Here is a 14413-nt window from a genome sequence, read left to right on the forward strand (position 1 = left end):
CCCAGCCGACCAGGCGGCGTGAGCGCAGGTCCATCACGATCGCGAGACAGGCGAAGGTGCCGTCGGTGATCGGTAGATAGGTGATGTCGCCGATGTAGGGGGGTGATCGGCGGCTGGGGTGCTTGAAGCCCCAGCCGAGCCGGTCTACTGCCGCGACCGCCCCGTGGTGGGTGGTGGTGCGGTGTCGGCGGCGCAGTCACAGCCCGGCCAGGCCGATGCCGCGCATGACCCGTGCGATGCGGTTGAGGTCGACCACGTGCCCGGCTTCGCCTAGGTCGACGGTGAGCCGCGGGACGCCATAGGTTTCGGTCGAGTCGCGATGGATGGTGTGGGTGCGGGCAGCCCCGATGACCTGGCACAACCTCTTCAGGCCGTGACATCGCTGGTGGTTTGCGACGGACTCCGAAGCTGTTCACCAGCGCGTCTCCCCTGCGAAACTCGTCGCCGCTGTGCGCGGGATGCTGCGTTCCTCCTCCACCTCGCGGATTCGTTTGCGCAGCGCTGCGTTCTCGTCCTCGGCCGAACCCGCCGACGATCCGGTCGCGGAGTGGCCGTCGTCGATCCGGATCCAGTTGCGGAGCGTCTCGTGGCTGGTGTCGAGGTCCTGGGCCACCGTTCTGGTCGTCGTGCCCGGTCGGGACCGGTAGAGCGCGACCGGCCTCGGCCCGGAACTTTGACGGGTGGTGCTTCATCGCCATCCGTGCGGGGCTCCTCTCTACCCGGATCGTCCGGATCTGAGTCCGTCTGGTGTCCGCCATCGGGGTCAGGGCCCGTGGTCGTCGGCTGACCTGGGTGGATCGTTCGTTGTCGTCATTGATGCGGGGCCGGGTTGGTCCAGATCGTGTTCTCCCCTGTGTCGTAGCTCGGTGGCGATGGCTGCGAGCTGCACCGTTGCCTGGTAGCCGACCTGGGGAGTCGACGCTCACGTCCCCGGCGGTGCCCTGGCCCACCGACACGCGCTGGTCGCGTCCTCGACACACGACCTGGCGTCGGTGATCGGGCTTGGCGCGGACCGGATTTCCTTGCATGGCGGCGTCGGGTGGTGGGCTGGGGTTGGCTGGTCGTGTGGGGACGTCCGAATGGGGGTACCTACCACCTGCGTGGCCTCGTCTCGGAGATGGCGGGCCCTAAAGCTCGTGGTGGGAGGCTCGTGAAACCGGTTCTGAAGCTGCCAGCGGCGCTCGACCTCAGCCGGTTCCCGCATCCGCCGTTGTCGGCCGTGCGGCTCTGGGTTGCCGAAGTGCTCTGCGGTGCGTCCGAGGATTGCGTGGACGACACCGTCCTGTTGGTCAACGAACTCGTGTCGAACGTGTACGACCACGCGACTCCACCCTGCCGGGTGAGGGTGTCCGAACTGCCCGAGCAGTACGGGGTGCGGGTCGAGGTCGACGACGGAGAAGCTGATCTCCTGCCTGTGATGGGTACTTCGCGGTTGGGGAAGTACCGAGGACGGGGCCTGGTGCTGGTCGAACGGGTCGCCGAGCGGTGGGGGATCTCGCGGCGGACCTGGGGGAAGACGGTGTGGGCCGAACTGGCCTACCGGACCGCCAGGCCGTTGCACGCCGTGTGATCCAGGCCGTGTGAGCGGGTGCGGTCGAGGTGATCCGGGCCGTGTGAGCGGGTGCGGCCGAGCTGCGGCTCAGGGCGCAGCCGGGCGCACGGGTACGAGGTCGGGAGCGGGACAGTGGGCTCTGCGTGAGTCCACCGGTGATCTGCCCGCCAGCACCGCAGCCACGGCCGGGGCGCGGATGGTGACCACGTCGAACAGGCCCACGGCGTCCAGCGCGGACTTCAGGGTGCGGAGTTGGGCGGCGGCGCCCTCGTACTCCGGACTGCCCTCCGGCGCGGACTCCAGGACCTTGGCGTTCACGATGAAGGCGGCGATGGTGCCCTTGCGGACGTACTCGTCGCCGAAGCGGGTGCCTTCCTCGCCGTCGGCGAGGACGTCCTGCGGGGTGGTGGCCATGGAATCTCCCGGTGCTTGGGTGCGTGCCGCTTGCACGTAGATGGGACTGTAGCCGATGTGCGTGCCGCTTGCACGTACACTGATCGGGTGCATTCCGCCGCCGCTCGTGTCGAGGCCGCTCTCGGCCTGCTGCTCCGCCGCAGCACCAGGGCTCACCTGTACGACGACCTGGTGTCCGACGTGACCGGGGTCGACGAGACGACGTACCCGGTGCTGAGCGGGATCGCGCGGATGGAGCCGGTGAGTTCGACGCGGCTCGCGGACGAGATCGGGATCGATCGGACGGCGACCACCCGGTACGCGGCGCGGCTGGAGAAGGCCGGGTTGGTGGTGCGGGAGCCCGATCCGGGGGACGCGCGGTCGACGCTGCTGCTGCTCACGGACGACGGGCGGGCCGCGATCGACTCGGCTCGGCGGCGGCTGGTGGACCGGCTGGACGAGATCGTGGCGGAGTGGTCGCCCGCGGAGGCCGAGCTGTTCGCGACGGTGTTGGAGCACCTGGTCGGCAAGCTCAGACCCGAGTCCTGAGTGGACGTTCTCCCCGATCCTTGTGCCCGCTCGTCGGGGAGATCACAATGGGCTGCCTCAGCGAGGCTGGTGGGGCACATGGCGGACGGCGCACACCCGAGGGTGTCGAGACGGCGCGAGGTCAGCCACGCCAGCGCGCGCTCGGTGCTGATGACGGTGCTGGGCGAGTACGTGCTGCCCCGCCGGGCGCCGGTCTGGACGTCGACGGTGGTCGAGGTGCTGGCCCTGTTCGGGGTCGAGGAGAAGTCCGCGCGCCAGGCGCTGTCCCGCACGGCCGCGGAGGGCTGGTTGCGGTCGGAGCGGGTGGGGCGGCGGGTGCGGTGGTGCCTGACGGCGCCGGGGCACCGGTTGCTGGCGGAGGGCGCTCACCGGGTCTCCGAGTTCGGCCGAGAGCAGGGCGACTGGGACGGGCGGTGGCTGATGCTGTTCGTGACGGTGCCCGAGGCGAAGCGCGACCTGCGGCACCGGGTGCGGACGCGGTTGACGTGGTCGGGGTTCGGGTCGCCGCAGCCGGGGGTGTGGGTCAGTCCGGACACGCGCAGGCAGGCCGAGGCGGCGAGGATCATCGCCGAACTGGGGGTCGAGTCACCGGTGATGTCGTTCGTCGCCGAGTTCGGCTCGATCGGCGAGGTGGACGACCTGGTGGCGCGGGCGTGGGACCTGAGCGACCTGACCCTGCGGTACCAGGACTTCATCGACGAGTTCAGCGGAGTGCGGCCGACCACCGGGCAGAACGCGCTGCACGCGCAGACCCTGCTGGTCCACGAGTGGCGCCGGTTCCCCTTCCTCGACCCGGACCTGCCCTCCGTGCTGCTGCCGGAGAACTGGACCGGCGCGAAGGCCGCGGAGCTGTTCCACAGCAAGCACCACGAGTGGCGGGCCGCCTCCCAGCGGCACTGGGACGACGTCCTGGCCTAGAAGTCGTCCGGGTCGATCCTCGTCCTGGTGAGGTAGCCCGGCCACGAGGACTTCGGAGCCTTGGCGGGGTTGCGCCGCGCCTGCTCCACGACCAGCCGCTTCAACTCCACCTCGATGTCGAGCCTCGGGTAGGCCCGTTCGAACTCCGCGCTGCCCTCGCCGAAGTCGGCGAGCACGCCGAGGCGGGTGAGCATGGTGATCGGACCGCGCCGCTCGGCGATCTGGCCGGACGTGTGCAGCGCGATGGCCTCCCACACCTGGTCGACGGCCCGCGCGGGCACGCCTTCGGCCGTGAGGAACGCGGCGGCGGCGTCCGCGCCCTCCACCTCGAACCGGACCGGACCGTCGAAGGCGTCGGCGGTGCCGATGTCGTGCAGCACGCACGCCTGGAACAGGGTGTCGGCGTCGTGCTCGACGGCGTCGCGCTCGGCGATGGCGGCGGCGTGCAGGTAGGTGCGCACGCTGTGGTTGAGGACGGGGGGCGCCTCGTGCAGGCGGGCGAAGTCGAGCACCCGCAGGGACAGGACGTCGTTCGGCAGGAGGATCACGGGTACGAGGCTAGTGGCGGCGGCCGGTACCGGAGGGGTCACCCGCCACCCCCCCGAAAGGATGGAGCTGTCGCTTCCGGTGACGCGAACCGGTCAGTTCGTCGCCCGTTTTCGCACTTCGCTGAGAACTTCGCTCCCCGCCTTACGCCGAATTGACCACTCACCGTGACAAAGTGGTGGGGTTCGCGGTGCCTATGAGGGGTGGCGTCCATGCGTGGTCTCGTGGTGGTGTTCGTGGTCGCCGTGGTGCTCGCCGGTGGAGCCCCCGCGTCCGTGGCCCAGCCGGACCCGTCCTCGTCCGCTCCGTCGAGCACGACGACGCCCCCTCCGGAGACGACGACCCCGCCTCCGACCACGACGCCCGCACCCCCCACCACCACGGTCCCCCCGACCACGACCGTTCCCCCGACGACGACCACCCCGCCCGCCGCCACCACCACGCCGCCCGCGGGCAGCACGACCACCGCGCCGCCGTCCTCGTCGTCGTCCTCGACCGCCGCGCCGACCACGACGCCGACGCTGCCGAACTCCCCCGCCGTGCCGAACTCGGCGGAGATGACCAGGTACCTGGAGTTGAGCCAGGCCGCGGCCACCGCCAACCAGGACGCGCTCGCCGCGCAGCAGAACCTGCTCGACAAGCGCGCCGCGGCCGAGAAGGCGACGACGGACGCGGCGGCGTCGAAGAAGGCCGCCGAGGACGCCGTGCTGGCCGCGGCGAAGGCGAAGACCCTCCAGGAGGAGTCGAGGGCGCTGGCCACGACCTTGCAGGACGAGGTCGACCACCTGGTGGAGATCTCGTTCAAGGGCCTGCGCCTCAACGGGCTTGCGGCGGTGTTCAGCAGCGAGTCGCCCGAGGAGTACCTCGACGCGGCGATGATCATGGACGTCTACGCCGAGCGGCACGGCGCGATGGTCGCGACGGCGCAGAGGGCGGCTGACGACGCCACCGCGGCGCAGAAGAAGGCCGAGGACGCCCGCGCGCAGGTCGAGGCCACCAGCAAGAAGGCCGAGGAGGACCGCGGCACCGCCCAGCGGCTGGCCGACGAGGCGCTCGCGGCCGTGGCTCTGGCCGACCAGCGCAAGGCGGGTCTGGACGGCACGGTGACCGAGGTGCGGCAGGCGCTCGGCGCGCTCGCCCCGGCAGACCTGGCCCGGCTGTCCGGCACCGGACCGTCGGTCAACCCGAACATCCCGGCGGGCGCGGCCGGTGACGCGCTGCGGTTCGCGCTCGGCGAGCTGGGCAAGCCGTACGTGTGGGGCGCCGTCGGGCCGGACACCTACGACTGCTCCGGGCTCATGCAGACCGCGTACCGCAGGGCGGGCGTGACCATCCCGCGCGTCACCTACACGCAGGCCCTGATCGGCACCGCCGTGCCGCGCGACCAGGTCAGGGCCGGTGACCTGATCCTCTACCGAGCCGACCTCGGGCACGTGGCGATGGCGATCGACGGCACCTACGCGGTGCACGCCCCGACCTCGGGCGAGACGGTCAAGGTGTCGCCCATCGACGCCATCGGTCCGGTCGCGACGATCCGCCGCGTCGTGGGCTGACGAACCCGATTTCCACCGGGCGGGATACTGGGCTCAAGGAAGTACGAGCCTGGAGGTCTAGCGGTGTTGCAGGGTGACGTCGGAGTGGAACTGGGTCGTCGGGTGGCGGTAGCGCTGCGCACGGCCCTGGGTGTGGACATCACCCCGGCCGAGGCGCTCGTGCGACCCTCCACCCGCGAGGGTGTGGACTACCAGTGCAACGTGGCCATGAGCCTGGCCAAGAAGCTGGGGAAGGCGCCGCGCGACGTGGCGCAGGCCGTGGTCGAGCACCTGGACTCGGCGGACCTGGTGGAGACCCCGGAGATCGCCGGGCCGGGGTTCGTGAACCTCGTGCTGCGCACCGAGTGGTTGCAGGACCAGGCCGCCGGTCTGCTCGGCGACGACCGGATGGGCGCCGCGGCGACCGACGCCCCGCGCCGGGTCGCGATCGACCTGTCGAGCCCGAACGTGGCCAAGGAGATGCACGTCGGCCACCTGCGGTCGTCGATCATCGGTGACGCGATCATGCGGCTGCTGCGCTTCGCGGGCCACGAGGTGATCCCGCACAACCACCTCGGCGACTGGGGCACGCCGTTCGGGATGCTCATCGAGCACCTCGTGGACGAGGGGTGGAAGGCCGGGTCCGGGTCGCACTCGATCAGCGACCTCAACGGGTTCTACGTGGCGGCGCGCAAGAAGTTCGACGCCGACCCGGACTTCGTCGAGCGGGCCCGGCTGCGGGTCGTGGCGTTGCAGGGCGGCGACGAGGAGACGCTGGCGCTGTGGCGCGGGCTCGTGGAGGAGTCCACCCGGCACTTCGAGAAGGTGTACGAGCTGCTGGGCATCGGGCTCACGTCGGCCGACGTCTACGGGGAGAGCTTCTACAACCCCTACCTCGCCGACACCGTCGCCGAGCTGGAGGCCAAGGGGTTGACCGAGGTCAGCGACGGGGCGCTGTGCGTGTTCCCGCCCGGCTTCACCAACCGCGAGGGCGACCGGCTGCCGCTGATCATCCGCAAGAGCGACGGCGGCTACAACTACGCCAGCACCGACCTCGCCACGATCCGGTACTGGGTCCGCGAGCGCGAGGTGACCGACCTGCTCTACGTCGTCGGCACGCCGCAGGCGCAGCACTTCACGATGGTGTTCGCCGCCGCGCGGCAGGCGGGCTACCTCACCGACCAGCACGCCGAGCACGTCGGGTTCGGCTCGATCCTCGGTGAGGACGGCAAGACCATCCGGTCGCGGGCGGGCGGCACGCTCAAGCTCGTCGACCTGCTGACCGAGGCCGTCGACCACGCCGCCGCCGTGATCGCCGAGCGCACCGCGTTCGACGCCGAGGAGCAGGCGCGGCTGGCGAAGGTCGTGGGCATCGGCGCGGTGAAGTACGCGGACCTGTCGAACGACCGCGAGCGCGACTACGTGTTCACCTGGGAGAAGATGCTGGCCAAGGAGGGCAACACCTCGGTGTACCTCCAGTACGCCAACGCCCGCATCCGCTCGATCCTGGCGAAGGCGGGGTCGGTGCCGTCGGCGGGCGCGCCGGTCGTGCTGACCGAACCGGCCGAGCGCGCGCTCGTGGTGAAGCTGCTCGGGTTCCCGGCGGCGGTGGACGCGGCGATCGAGGCGTACTCGCCGCACAAGCTGACCACCTACCTGTACGAGACGGCCAGCACGTTCACCACGTTCTACGACGCCTGCCCGATCCTGAAGGACGGCACGGGCCCGGAGGCGCGCGAGTCCAGGCTGGTGCTCGCCCAGCTCACGTCACGGGTGCTCGTGCTCGGTCTGTCGCTGCTGGGCATCGACGCCCCCGAGCGCCTCTAGGGGTCCGGCCGCGGTCCGGTGCACGCCGAGCAGTTCCGCCGCGCCGCCACCGAGGACGGCCACGCGGTCGCGCCCGGCCAGGTGGCCCTCGTCGCGGCAGCGGCCCGTGGCCATCGCGGCGCCCAGCAGGCCGGTGGTCGTGCCGACGGCGGGCAGGGTCCGGTCGGGCGACGGCCGCGGCGGCGCGGGCACCGGTCGGCCGCCGACCTCCATCAGCCCGTCACCGGACGTCAGCGTCGTGCCCGCCGCGGGTGTCTCGGTCACGAGCTGCGTCGCCCCGACCCGACCACGCCGGGGACCGGCCACCTCAGCCGACCCCGCCCTCGGCCAGCACCTTCTCGACCTTGGGCTTGGCGACGACCTCGTAGGCCCTGCCGCACTCCAGGTCCTCCAGCGCCATCGTGATCTCGCGGTCGAGGCCCTGCTGGAGGTTCTCGCCCCGCGCCTCGGCGTGCAGCGTCGTCGCGACCTGCTCGACCGTGCGCTCGATCGCCCCCGGCTCCACCGCGGTCACCTCGTAGCCCTGGCCGCGCAGGCAGGTCGCGTAGCCCTGGGCGGCCTCCAGGAGCCGCGGGTCGGTCTGGAACTCCCGCTGGGCCTGCGCGGCGGCGGCCTCCTCGGCTGGATCGGCGGGCTTCTCCTCGCCGTAGACCCGCTCGGACGCCCTGGCCGAGCAGCTGTCGGCCGACCGAGGGGGCTGGGCGGAGTCGCGCGCCCCCGCCTCGCGCGCTCCCCCGTCGAGCGCCAGGTCGTAGGCCTTCTTCCCGGCCTCGTCGAGCGCGTCGCGGATGGCGGTGTTGGGGTTCGGCGGCGGCTCGGGCAACGAGACGTCGAGGTCGTCCGGGTAGACGTCGCGGGCGAAGTGCCCGAACCCGTACTTCGCGCGGTACCTCTTCAGGTCCTCGTACGGCACGAGCGCGGGGTCCGTCCCGGCCAGGTTGCCCGCGGCCCTGCCGAACTTGAGCGGCCTCGGCACGTAGGTGAACCCCTGCGCCCTCATGCAGTCCGCGATCAGGTTCTCCGAGGTCACCGAGTCGGCCTCGGCCTTGCTCTCCGGGCTCCCGGCGGCCGGGGGTGCCACGAAGGCGGCCGGGGCGCCGGTGTCCGCGGCCGAGGACGTGGGCGGGACGGTCTCCGCGGGACGCGGTGCCGTGCCGCACGCGGCGAGCAGGGTCAACGCTCCGATGGCCATCACGGACAGTGCCTTGCGGTCCAGCACGGTGCCTCCTTCGCGGTCGGGGCTCGCACTGGGTCCTGACGAGGCAGGCCGCCGAGAAGTTGAGGCCGCGACCCCTCAACCTTTCGGCGGTGCCATCCGTCGGTATCGGCGTGGAGTGCGCGAGGGAGGCACGTGAGCAGGGGTGACCGCCAGTTCGTGGAGTTCGTCGAGGCGAACTCGGCCAGGCTGCTGCGCGCCGCGCACCTGCTGATCGGCGACCGCCACCAGGCTGAGGACGCCGTGCAGTCGGCGCTCGCCAGGACGTACGCGTCCTGGTCGAGGGTGCGCAACCAGGACGCGTACGCCTACGCCCGGCGCGTGCTGACCAACCTGACCATCGACCGGTGGCGGCGGCCCATCAAGGAGCAGGTGCGGGAGACGTTCCCGGACCACCCCGAGGCGCGCGACTTCACCCAGGACCACGCCCAGCAGGAGTGGCTGATGCGGGTGCTGGCGCAGCTGACCGCGAGGGAACGCGCGATCATCGTGCTGCGGCACTACCTCGACCTGTCCGAGGCCGAGGTGGCCGCCGAGCTGAAGGTGTCGCTGGGGACCGTGAAGAGCACGAACTCGCGTGCGCTGGCCAAGCTGAGGACCACCCTGTCGCCCGCGGGCGCCACCGCCGGGGAGGAGACCCGATGACGGACCTCGACGCACTGCGCTCGGCCCTGCACGGCTCGCCCCCCGACGGGTTCGGCTCGGTCGACGTCGGCGCGGTCATGGAGTCCGGGCGGCGGATCAGGACCAGGCGCAGGCTCGTGCGCGGCGGCGGGGTCGTCGGCGGCACGGCCGCGCTGCTGGTGGCGATCTCCGTCCTCGGCGGGTCGGGCGCGGGCACGGTCCCCGAGCAGCCCACCATCGAGGTCACCGCCGCCAGGCCCGCCAACCCCGGCTCGCTCCCGGTCGGCAACGTCGTGACGACCGGGTTCGCCAACGAGGTCCTCTACTTCGTCGCCGGGTACCGCGAGCCCACCCACCGCGAGGGGCGCGCCCCCACGGCGACGCGCGACACCGAACGGCCGGCGGTACCGGGCGGAACCGGGTACGGGCTGACCATCGGCACGAACGGCGTCGGCCGGGTCATCCCGTCGCAGACCACGGGCGCGGCGGGCCACTGGACCGGTTTCCACTCGGTCACCACCCGCGGCGCGGCGGCGGGGGGAACCCGGCTGTACGGGTACTACGAGGGCGACGTGCGGCGGATCGTGCTCGAACTGGGCGACGAGCAGGTCGCCACCGCCCGCACGGCCGGGTGGAGCGCGGACGGCAACATCACGATCTTCTGGTTCGCCCCGCGGGACATCCCCGTCGACGAGGACCTGGGCGGGTTCCGGCTCGTCGCCTACGACGGCGAGGGCAACGTCATGCCGTACTGAGGGCTCAGGTGTTCGCCGACCAGATGCTCGCGTTGAGGGCGGTCGCGAACCCCACCCACAGCAGGTACGGCACGAGCAGCCCGGCGGCCAGGCGGCTGCGGCGGGCGAAGACGGCGATCAGCGCGACGATGCTCGCCAGCAGCAGCACGATGTCCACCAGCGCCAGCCCGTACTGGCCCGCGGCGAAGAACAGCGGCGTCCAGAGGGCGTTCAGCACGAGCTGCGCGCCGAACAGCACCAGCTCGCGCCGCGCCCCGGCCCGCCAGGCGAGCCAGCCGGAGAAGGCGATCATCACGTAGAGGGTCGTCCACACCGGACCGAACAGCCAGGACGGCGGCGCCCACGACGGTTGCCGGAGCGCCGCGTAGTCCGAGGCGGCCGAGACCGCGGACAGCGAGCCGATCACGGCGACCGCGGCCACGGCCGCGCCGAAGACGGCCAGGCCCGCGATCGGGTGCGAGCGTCGTGCGGAGAGGTCGGTCATCCCTCGACGGTAAGGGCGGCCGACCCGTCCCGCACGACGGCTAGCGCGAGCCCGCCCGCTTCTTCGTCCACACGTCGTAGGCGACGGCCGCGAGCAGGACGAGACCCTTCACCAGCATCACCCGTTCGCTGGGCGCGCCGATCAGGGACATGCCGTTGTTGATGACCGCCATGATCAGACCGCCGGTGATGGCCCCGACGACCTTGCCGACCCCGCCCTGCACGGCCGCGCCGCCGATGAAGGCCGCCGCGATGGCGTCCAGCTCGAACGCGGTGCCCGCGGTGGGTCCGGCCTGGTTGAGCCTGCCCGCGAAGATCACGCCCGCGAGGGCCGCGAGCACGCCCATGTTGACGAAGATCCAGAACGTGACGGACTTGACCTTCACGCCGGACAGCGTGGCGGCCTGGAGGTTGCCGCCGACGGCGTAGATGCGGCGGCCGAACACCGCGCGGTTGGTGAGCAGCGAGTAGCCCAGCACCAGCGCGGCCAGCAGCACGAGCACCCACGGCAGGTTCTTGAACCGGGCCAGCTGCACGACGACGGCGAGCACCACGACGGCGGGCGCGACGATGCGGAGCACGAACAGCGGGAACGGGTCGACGGTCTGGCCGTAGCCGATGCGGCCCTGGCGCGAGCGCCACTGCGTGATGGCGATGCCCGCGACGACGGCGATCCCGACGAGCAGCGTGAACAGGTCGGCGCCGCCCAGCGGGCCGAGGCCGATGTTGCCGAGGAAGCCCTCGACGAAGCCGTTGGACAGCGTGCGGATCTGGTCGGGGAACGGGCCGATGCCCTGGTTGCCCAGCACGGTCAGGGTGAGCGCGCGGAACACCAGCATGCCCGCGAGCGTGACGATGAACGCCGGGATGCCGAAGTAGGCGACCCAGTAGCCCTGCCACGCTCCGATGACGCCGCCCGCGACCAGGGTGATCAGCACGGCGAGCGGCCACGGGACGCCCATGTTGACCGTCAGCACCGCGCAGATGGCGCCGGTCAGCGCCACCACCGATCCCGCGGACAGGTCGATGTGCCCGGCGATGATGATCAGGATCATGCCGATCGCCAGGATCAGCACGTAGGAGTTCTGCACGATGATGTTGGAGATGTTCTGGGGCTGGAGCAGCGCACCGTCGGTCAGGACGGTGAACAGGACGACGATCAGCCCGAACGCGACGTAGATGCCGCTCTGCCGGGGGTTGATCGAGAACCGGCGCTGCGCCGGTGGCTTCCGTCCCTTGTGGACTTCGGCAGGGACTTCGGCGTCCGTGGGCGCGGTGCTGGTCATGCCGCTACTCCTGTCCCTTGGTCATGAAGTGCATGAGTCGTTCCTGGGTCGCGTCGGCGCGGTCGACCTCACCGGTGATCCGTCCGGCCGACAGGGCGTAGACGCGGTCGCACAGGCCCAGCAGCTCGGGCAGCTCCGAGGAGATCACCAGCACCGCCTTGCCCTCGTCCGCGAGCTTGTTGATGATCGTGTAGATCTCGTACTTGGCTCCGACGTCGATCCCGCGGGTCGGCTCGTCGAGGATCAGCACGTCCGGATCGGTGAAGATCCACTTGGACAGCACGACCTTCTGCTGGTTGCCGCCGCTGAGGGTGCCCGTGGTCGTGGCGACGCCGGGCGCCTTGATGTTCATGCTGCGCCGGAAGTCCTCGGCGACCCGCTGCTCCTCGTTCTCGTGCACCCACCCGCGCTTGGCGAGCTTCGACAGGCCCACCGCGGAGATGTTGCGCTTGATGTCCTCGATGAGGTTGAGGCCGTAGCGCTTGCGGTCCTCGGTGACGTAGGCGATGCCGTTGCGGATCGCGTCGCGCACCGTGCGGACGTCGATCTCGCGGCCGTCCTTGACCACCCGGCCGGAGATGTCGGTGCCGTAGGAGCGGCCGAACACGCTCATGGCCAGCTCGGTGCGGCCCGCGCCCATGAGCCCGGCCAGTCCGACGATCTCCCCGCGCCGCAGCACCAGGTTCGCGCCCGACACCACGACCCGGCCGCGCTGGGTCGGGCTGTGCACGGTCCAGTCCTCGATGCGCAGCACCTCCTCCCCGATGTTCGGCTCGTGCGGCGGGAAGCGGTCGGACAGGTCGCGGCCGACCATGCCGGAGATGATCCGGGCCTCGGTCACGTCGTCGGTGACCATGTCCAGCGTCTCGATCGTCCGGCCGTCGCGCAGGATCGTGATCGAGTCGGCGACGGCCGCGATCTCGTTGAGCTTGTGTGAGATGATCACGCAGGTGATGCCCTGCTCGCGCAGCTCGCGCAGCAGGTCGAGCAGGTGGGCGGAGTCCTCGTCGTTCAGCGCGGCGGTCGGCTCGTCCAGGATGAGCAGCCGCACCTCCTTGGACAGCGCCTTCGCGATCTCCACGAGCTGCTGCTTGCCCACGCCGATGTCGAGCACCGGCGTGGTCGGGTTCTCCCGCAGCCCGACGCGCTCCAGCAGCTCGGCCGCCGCGTGGTTGGTGCGGTTCCAGTCGATCAGGCCGCGGTGCGCCAGCTCGTTGCCCAGGAACAGGTTCTCCGCGATGGAGAGCTGCGGGCACAGCGCCAGCTCCTGGTGGATGATCACGATCCCGCGCCGCTCGCTGTCGTGGATCCCGGAGAACGCGCACGGCTCGCCGTCGAACGTGATCTCGCCGTCGTAGGAGCCGTGCGGGTACACCCCGGACAGCACCTTCATCAGCGTCGACTTGCCCGCGCCGTTCTCGCCGCAGATCGCGTGGATCTCGCCGCGGCGCACGGACAGCGCCACGTCCTGGAGCGCCTTGACGCCGGGAAAGGTCTTGGTGATCCCCCGCATGCGCAGGATGTCGTCTGCCATCGCTGGTCGGTCCCTTCACGGGCCGGGCCCCGGTGGGGGCCCGGCCGGCGGCGACTACTTGATCTGGTCGGCGGTGTAGTAGCCGGAGTCGATCAGGACCTTCTGGTAGTTGGCCTTGTCGACGGTGACCACGGGGAGGGTGAAGGTGGGGACGACCTTCTGGCCGTTGTTGTAGTCGGTCGGGTTGTTGATCTCGGGCTTGCCGCCCTTGAGGATGGCGTCGGCCATCTTCACGGCGACGTCGGCGAGCTGGCGCGTGTCCTTGTAGATGGTGGAGTACTGCTCACCGGACACGATCGACTTCACCGAGGCGACCTCGGCGTCCTGGCCGGTCACGATCGGGTAGGGCTGGGTGCCCGTGCCGTAGCCGTTGCTCTTGAGCGCCGAGAGGATGCCGATGGACAGGCCGTCGTAGGGCGAGAGCACGCCCTGGACCAGCGCGCCGCCGCCGTAGCTGGAGGTGATGACGTCCTCCATGCGGCGCTGCGCCGTGGCGGGGTCCCACCGCAGGATCGCGACCGTGGCGAAGTCCTTCTGGCCGCTCTTGACGACGAGGGTGCCCTTGTCGAGGTACGGCTGGAGGACGGACATGGCGCCGTTGAAGAAGAACGTGGCGTTGTTGTCGTCCGGCGACCCCGCGAACAGCTCGATGTTGAACGGGCCCTTCGCGTCGCCCTCGGAGCCGTCGGCCTTCTTCAGGCCGAGCCCGGTCAGCAGGGACGTGGCCTGCTCGACACCGACCTTGAAGTTGTCGAACGTGGCGTAGTAGTCGACGTTGGGACTGTTGAGGATCAGCCGGTCGTAGGAGATGACCGGGATCTTCTTGTCGGCCGCCTGCTGGATCTGCGTGGTGAGCGCCTTGCCGTCGATCGAGGCCACGATGAGCACCTTGGCGCCCTTGGTGATCTGGTTCTCGATCTGGTTGGCCTGCGTCGGGATGTCGTTCTCCGCGTACTGGAGGTCGACCTGGTAGCCCTGCTCCTCCAGCGCCGCCTTGATGTTGTCGCCGTCGTGGATCCACCGCTCGGACGACTTGGTCGGCATGGTCACGCCCACGAGCGAGCCCGCACCGGACCCGGACTCCGCCTGCTGGTCGACCGTCTTGGTGGACGAGCCGCAGGCGCTCAGCGCCGCGGTGAGCGCCAGAGCGCCACCCATCGCGGCGACACGGGTGAACTTCATCGGTCTCTCCTGTCGG

The 14413-nt window shown here is 70.9% G+C and carries 16 protein-coding genes and 1 pseudogene; 7 read left to right on the top strand and 10 right to left on the bottom strand.

Going from position 1 to position 14413, the window contains the following annotated elements:
* Window positions 1-196: 196 nt before the first annotated feature.
* Together AC156L_RS38605 and AC156L_RS38610 are read right to left on the bottom strand one after the other, a co-directional pair.
* Window positions 197-361 carry an IS3 family transposase gene (locus tag AC156L_RS38605; protein WP_484407749.1) on the bottom strand — a complete coding sequence of 55 codons (165 nt, stop codon included), beginning with the start codon at window positions 359-361 and terminating at the stop codon, window positions 197-199.
* A gap of 51 nt (window positions 362-412) precedes the next feature.
* Window positions 413-637 (bottom strand): annotated as a pseudogene (locus tag AC156L_RS38610) (transposase); the annotation flags it as partial.
* Window positions 638-1117: 480 nt separating this feature from the next.
* On the opposite strand from AC156L_RS38610, the gene AC156L_RS38615 reads away from it, so the two are divergent.
* Complete coding sequence (locus tag AC156L_RS38615) at window positions 1118-1570, top strand: ATP-binding protein (protein WP_330875181.1); 453 nt, start codon at window positions 1118-1120, stop codon at window positions 1568-1570.
* Between the two features lie 69 nt (window positions 1571-1639).
* On the opposite strand, the gene AC156L_RS38620 is transcribed toward AC156L_RS38615, so the two are convergent.
* On the bottom strand, window positions 1640-1966 hold the full coding sequence (locus AC156L_RS38620) for a hypothetical protein (protein ID WP_330875182.1): 327 nt from the start codon (window positions 1964-1966) through the stop codon (window positions 1640-1642).
* Window positions 1967-2053: 87 nt separating this feature from the next.
* Here AC156L_RS38620 and AC156L_RS38625 point away from each other — a divergent pair, with 87 nt between their 5' ends.
* Window positions 2054-2494, top strand: a complete 441-nt coding sequence (locus AC156L_RS38625) for a MarR family winged helix-turn-helix transcriptional regulator (protein ID WP_330875183.1) — start codon at window positions 2054-2056, stop codon at window positions 2492-2494.
* A gap of 78 nt (window positions 2495-2572) precedes the next feature.
* Complete coding sequence (locus AC156L_RS38630; protein WP_330875184.1) at window positions 2573-3412, top strand: PaaX family transcriptional regulator; 840 nt, start codon at window positions 2573-2575, stop codon at window positions 3410-3412.
* Here AC156L_RS38630 and AC156L_RS38635 read toward each other — a convergent pair.
* A complete protein-coding gene (locus AC156L_RS38635; RefSeq protein WP_330875185.1) occupies window positions 3409-3960 on the bottom strand; it encodes an HD domain-containing protein in 552 nt (183 codons plus the stop codon). The two genes, AC156L_RS38630 and AC156L_RS38635, sit on opposite strands and share 4 nt — an antisense overlap.
* Before the next feature lie 210 nt (window positions 3961-4170).
* Here AC156L_RS38635 and AC156L_RS38640 point away from each other — a divergent pair, with 210 nt between their 5' ends.
* Complete coding sequence (locus tag AC156L_RS38640; RefSeq protein WP_330875186.1) at window positions 4171-5511, top strand: C40 family peptidase; 1341 nt, start codon at window positions 4171-4173, stop codon at window positions 5509-5511.
* 63 nt (window positions 5512-5574) lie between these two features.
* Complete coding sequence (argS, locus tag AC156L_RS38645; protein ID WP_330875187.1) at window positions 5575-7317, top strand: arginine--tRNA ligase; 1743 nt, start codon at window positions 5575-5577, stop codon at window positions 7315-7317.
* Here argS and AC156L_RS38650 read toward each other — a convergent pair.
* Both AC156L_RS38650 and AC156L_RS38655 read right to left on the bottom strand, forming a co-directional pair.
* Window positions 7258-7581, bottom strand: a complete 324-nt coding sequence (locus tag AC156L_RS38650; protein ID WP_330875188.1) for a hypothetical protein — start codon at window positions 7579-7581, stop codon at window positions 7258-7260. The genes argS and AC156L_RS38650 overlap by 60 nt on opposite strands.
* 43 nt (window positions 7582-7624) lie before the next feature.
* A complete protein-coding gene (locus tag AC156L_RS38655) occupies window positions 7625-8536 on the bottom strand; it encodes a hypothetical protein (RefSeq protein ID WP_330875189.1) in 912 nt (303 codons plus the stop codon).
* Between the two features lie 132 nt (window positions 8537-8668).
* On the opposite strand from AC156L_RS38655, the gene AC156L_RS38660 reads away from it, so the two are divergent.
* Together AC156L_RS38660 and AC156L_RS38665 are read left to right on the top strand one after the other, a co-directional pair.
* On the top strand, window positions 8669-9178 hold the full coding sequence (locus AC156L_RS38660) for a SigE family RNA polymerase sigma factor (protein ID WP_330875190.1): 510 nt from the start codon (window positions 8669-8671) through the stop codon (window positions 9176-9178).
* A complete protein-coding gene (locus AC156L_RS38665) occupies window positions 9175-9912 on the top strand; it encodes a hypothetical protein (RefSeq protein ID WP_330875191.1) in 738 nt (245 codons plus the stop codon). Before AC156L_RS38660 ends, AC156L_RS38665 begins: the two co-directional genes overlap by 4 nt.
* A gap of 4 nt (window positions 9913-9916) precedes the next feature.
* On the opposite strand, the gene AC156L_RS38670 is transcribed toward AC156L_RS38665, so the two are convergent.
* From AC156L_RS38670 to chvE, 4 genes are read right to left on the bottom strand one after another with little or no spacing between them, the layout of a single operon-like run.
* The gene (locus AC156L_RS38670; RefSeq protein WP_330875192.1) at window positions 9917-10396 is read right to left on the bottom strand and encodes a TspO/MBR family protein; all 480 of its coding nucleotides are present in this window, start codon (window positions 10394-10396) and stop codon (window positions 9917-9919) included.
* 40 nt (window positions 10397-10436) lie between these two features.
* A complete protein-coding gene (gene mmsB, locus AC156L_RS38675; RefSeq protein WP_330875193.1) occupies window positions 10437-11681 on the bottom strand; it encodes a multiple monosaccharide ABC transporter permease in 1245 nt (414 codons plus the stop codon).
* A 4-nt stretch (window positions 11682-11685) separates the two neighbouring features.
* Window positions 11686-13215, bottom strand: a complete 1530-nt coding sequence (gene mmsA, locus AC156L_RS38680) for a multiple monosaccharide ABC transporter ATP-binding protein (RefSeq protein ID WP_330875194.1) — start codon at window positions 13213-13215, stop codon at window positions 11686-11688.
* A 54-nt stretch (window positions 13216-13269) separates the two neighbouring features.
* Window positions 13270-14397 carry a multiple monosaccharide ABC transporter substrate-binding protein gene (gene chvE, locus AC156L_RS38685; protein WP_330875195.1) on the bottom strand — a complete coding sequence of 376 codons (1128 nt, stop codon included), beginning with the start codon at window positions 14395-14397 and terminating at the stop codon, window positions 13270-13272.
* Window positions 14398-14413 lie beyond the last annotated feature (16 nt).

The organism is Umezawaea sp., assembly GCF_057122925.1.

What these genes read in the sequence shown, in the direction of transcription:
- AC156L_RS38615 (WP_330875181.1), top strand. Translation starts at nt 1,118, where the DNA reads ATGGCGGGCCCTAAAGCTCGTGGTGGGAGGCTCGTGAAACCGGTTCTG.
- AC156L_RS38620 (WP_330875182.1), bottom strand. Translation starts at nt 1,966, where the DNA reads ATGGCCACCACCCCGCAGGACGTCCTCGCCGACGGCGAGGAAGGCACC.
- AC156L_RS38630 (WP_330875184.1), top strand. Translation starts at nt 2,573, where the DNA reads ATGGCGGACGGCGCACACCCGAGGGTGTCGAGACGGCGCGAGGTCAGC.
- AC156L_RS38640 (WP_330875186.1), top strand. Translation starts at nt 4,171, where the DNA reads ATGCGTGGTCTCGTGGTGGTGTTCGTGGTCGCCGTGGTGCTCGCCGGT.
- AC156L_RS38665 (WP_330875191.1), top strand. Translation starts at nt 9,175, where the DNA reads ATGACGGACCTCGACGCACTGCGCTCGGCCCTGCACGGCTCGCCCCCC.
- AC156L_RS38670 (WP_330875192.1), bottom strand. Translation starts at nt 10,396, where the DNA reads ATGACCGACCTCTCCGCACGACGCTCGCACCCGATCGCGGGCCTGGCC.
- mmsB (WP_330875193.1), bottom strand. Translation starts at nt 11,681, where the DNA reads ATGACCAGCACCGCGCCCACGGACGCCGAAGTCCCTGCCGAAGTCCAC.
- mmsA (WP_330875194.1), bottom strand. Translation starts at nt 13,215, where the DNA reads ATGGCAGACGACATCCTGCGCATGCGGGGGATCACCAAGACCTTTCCC.
- chvE (WP_330875195.1), bottom strand. Translation starts at nt 14,397, where the DNA reads ATGAAGTTCACCCGTGTCGCCGCGATGGGTGGCGCTCTGGCGCTCACC.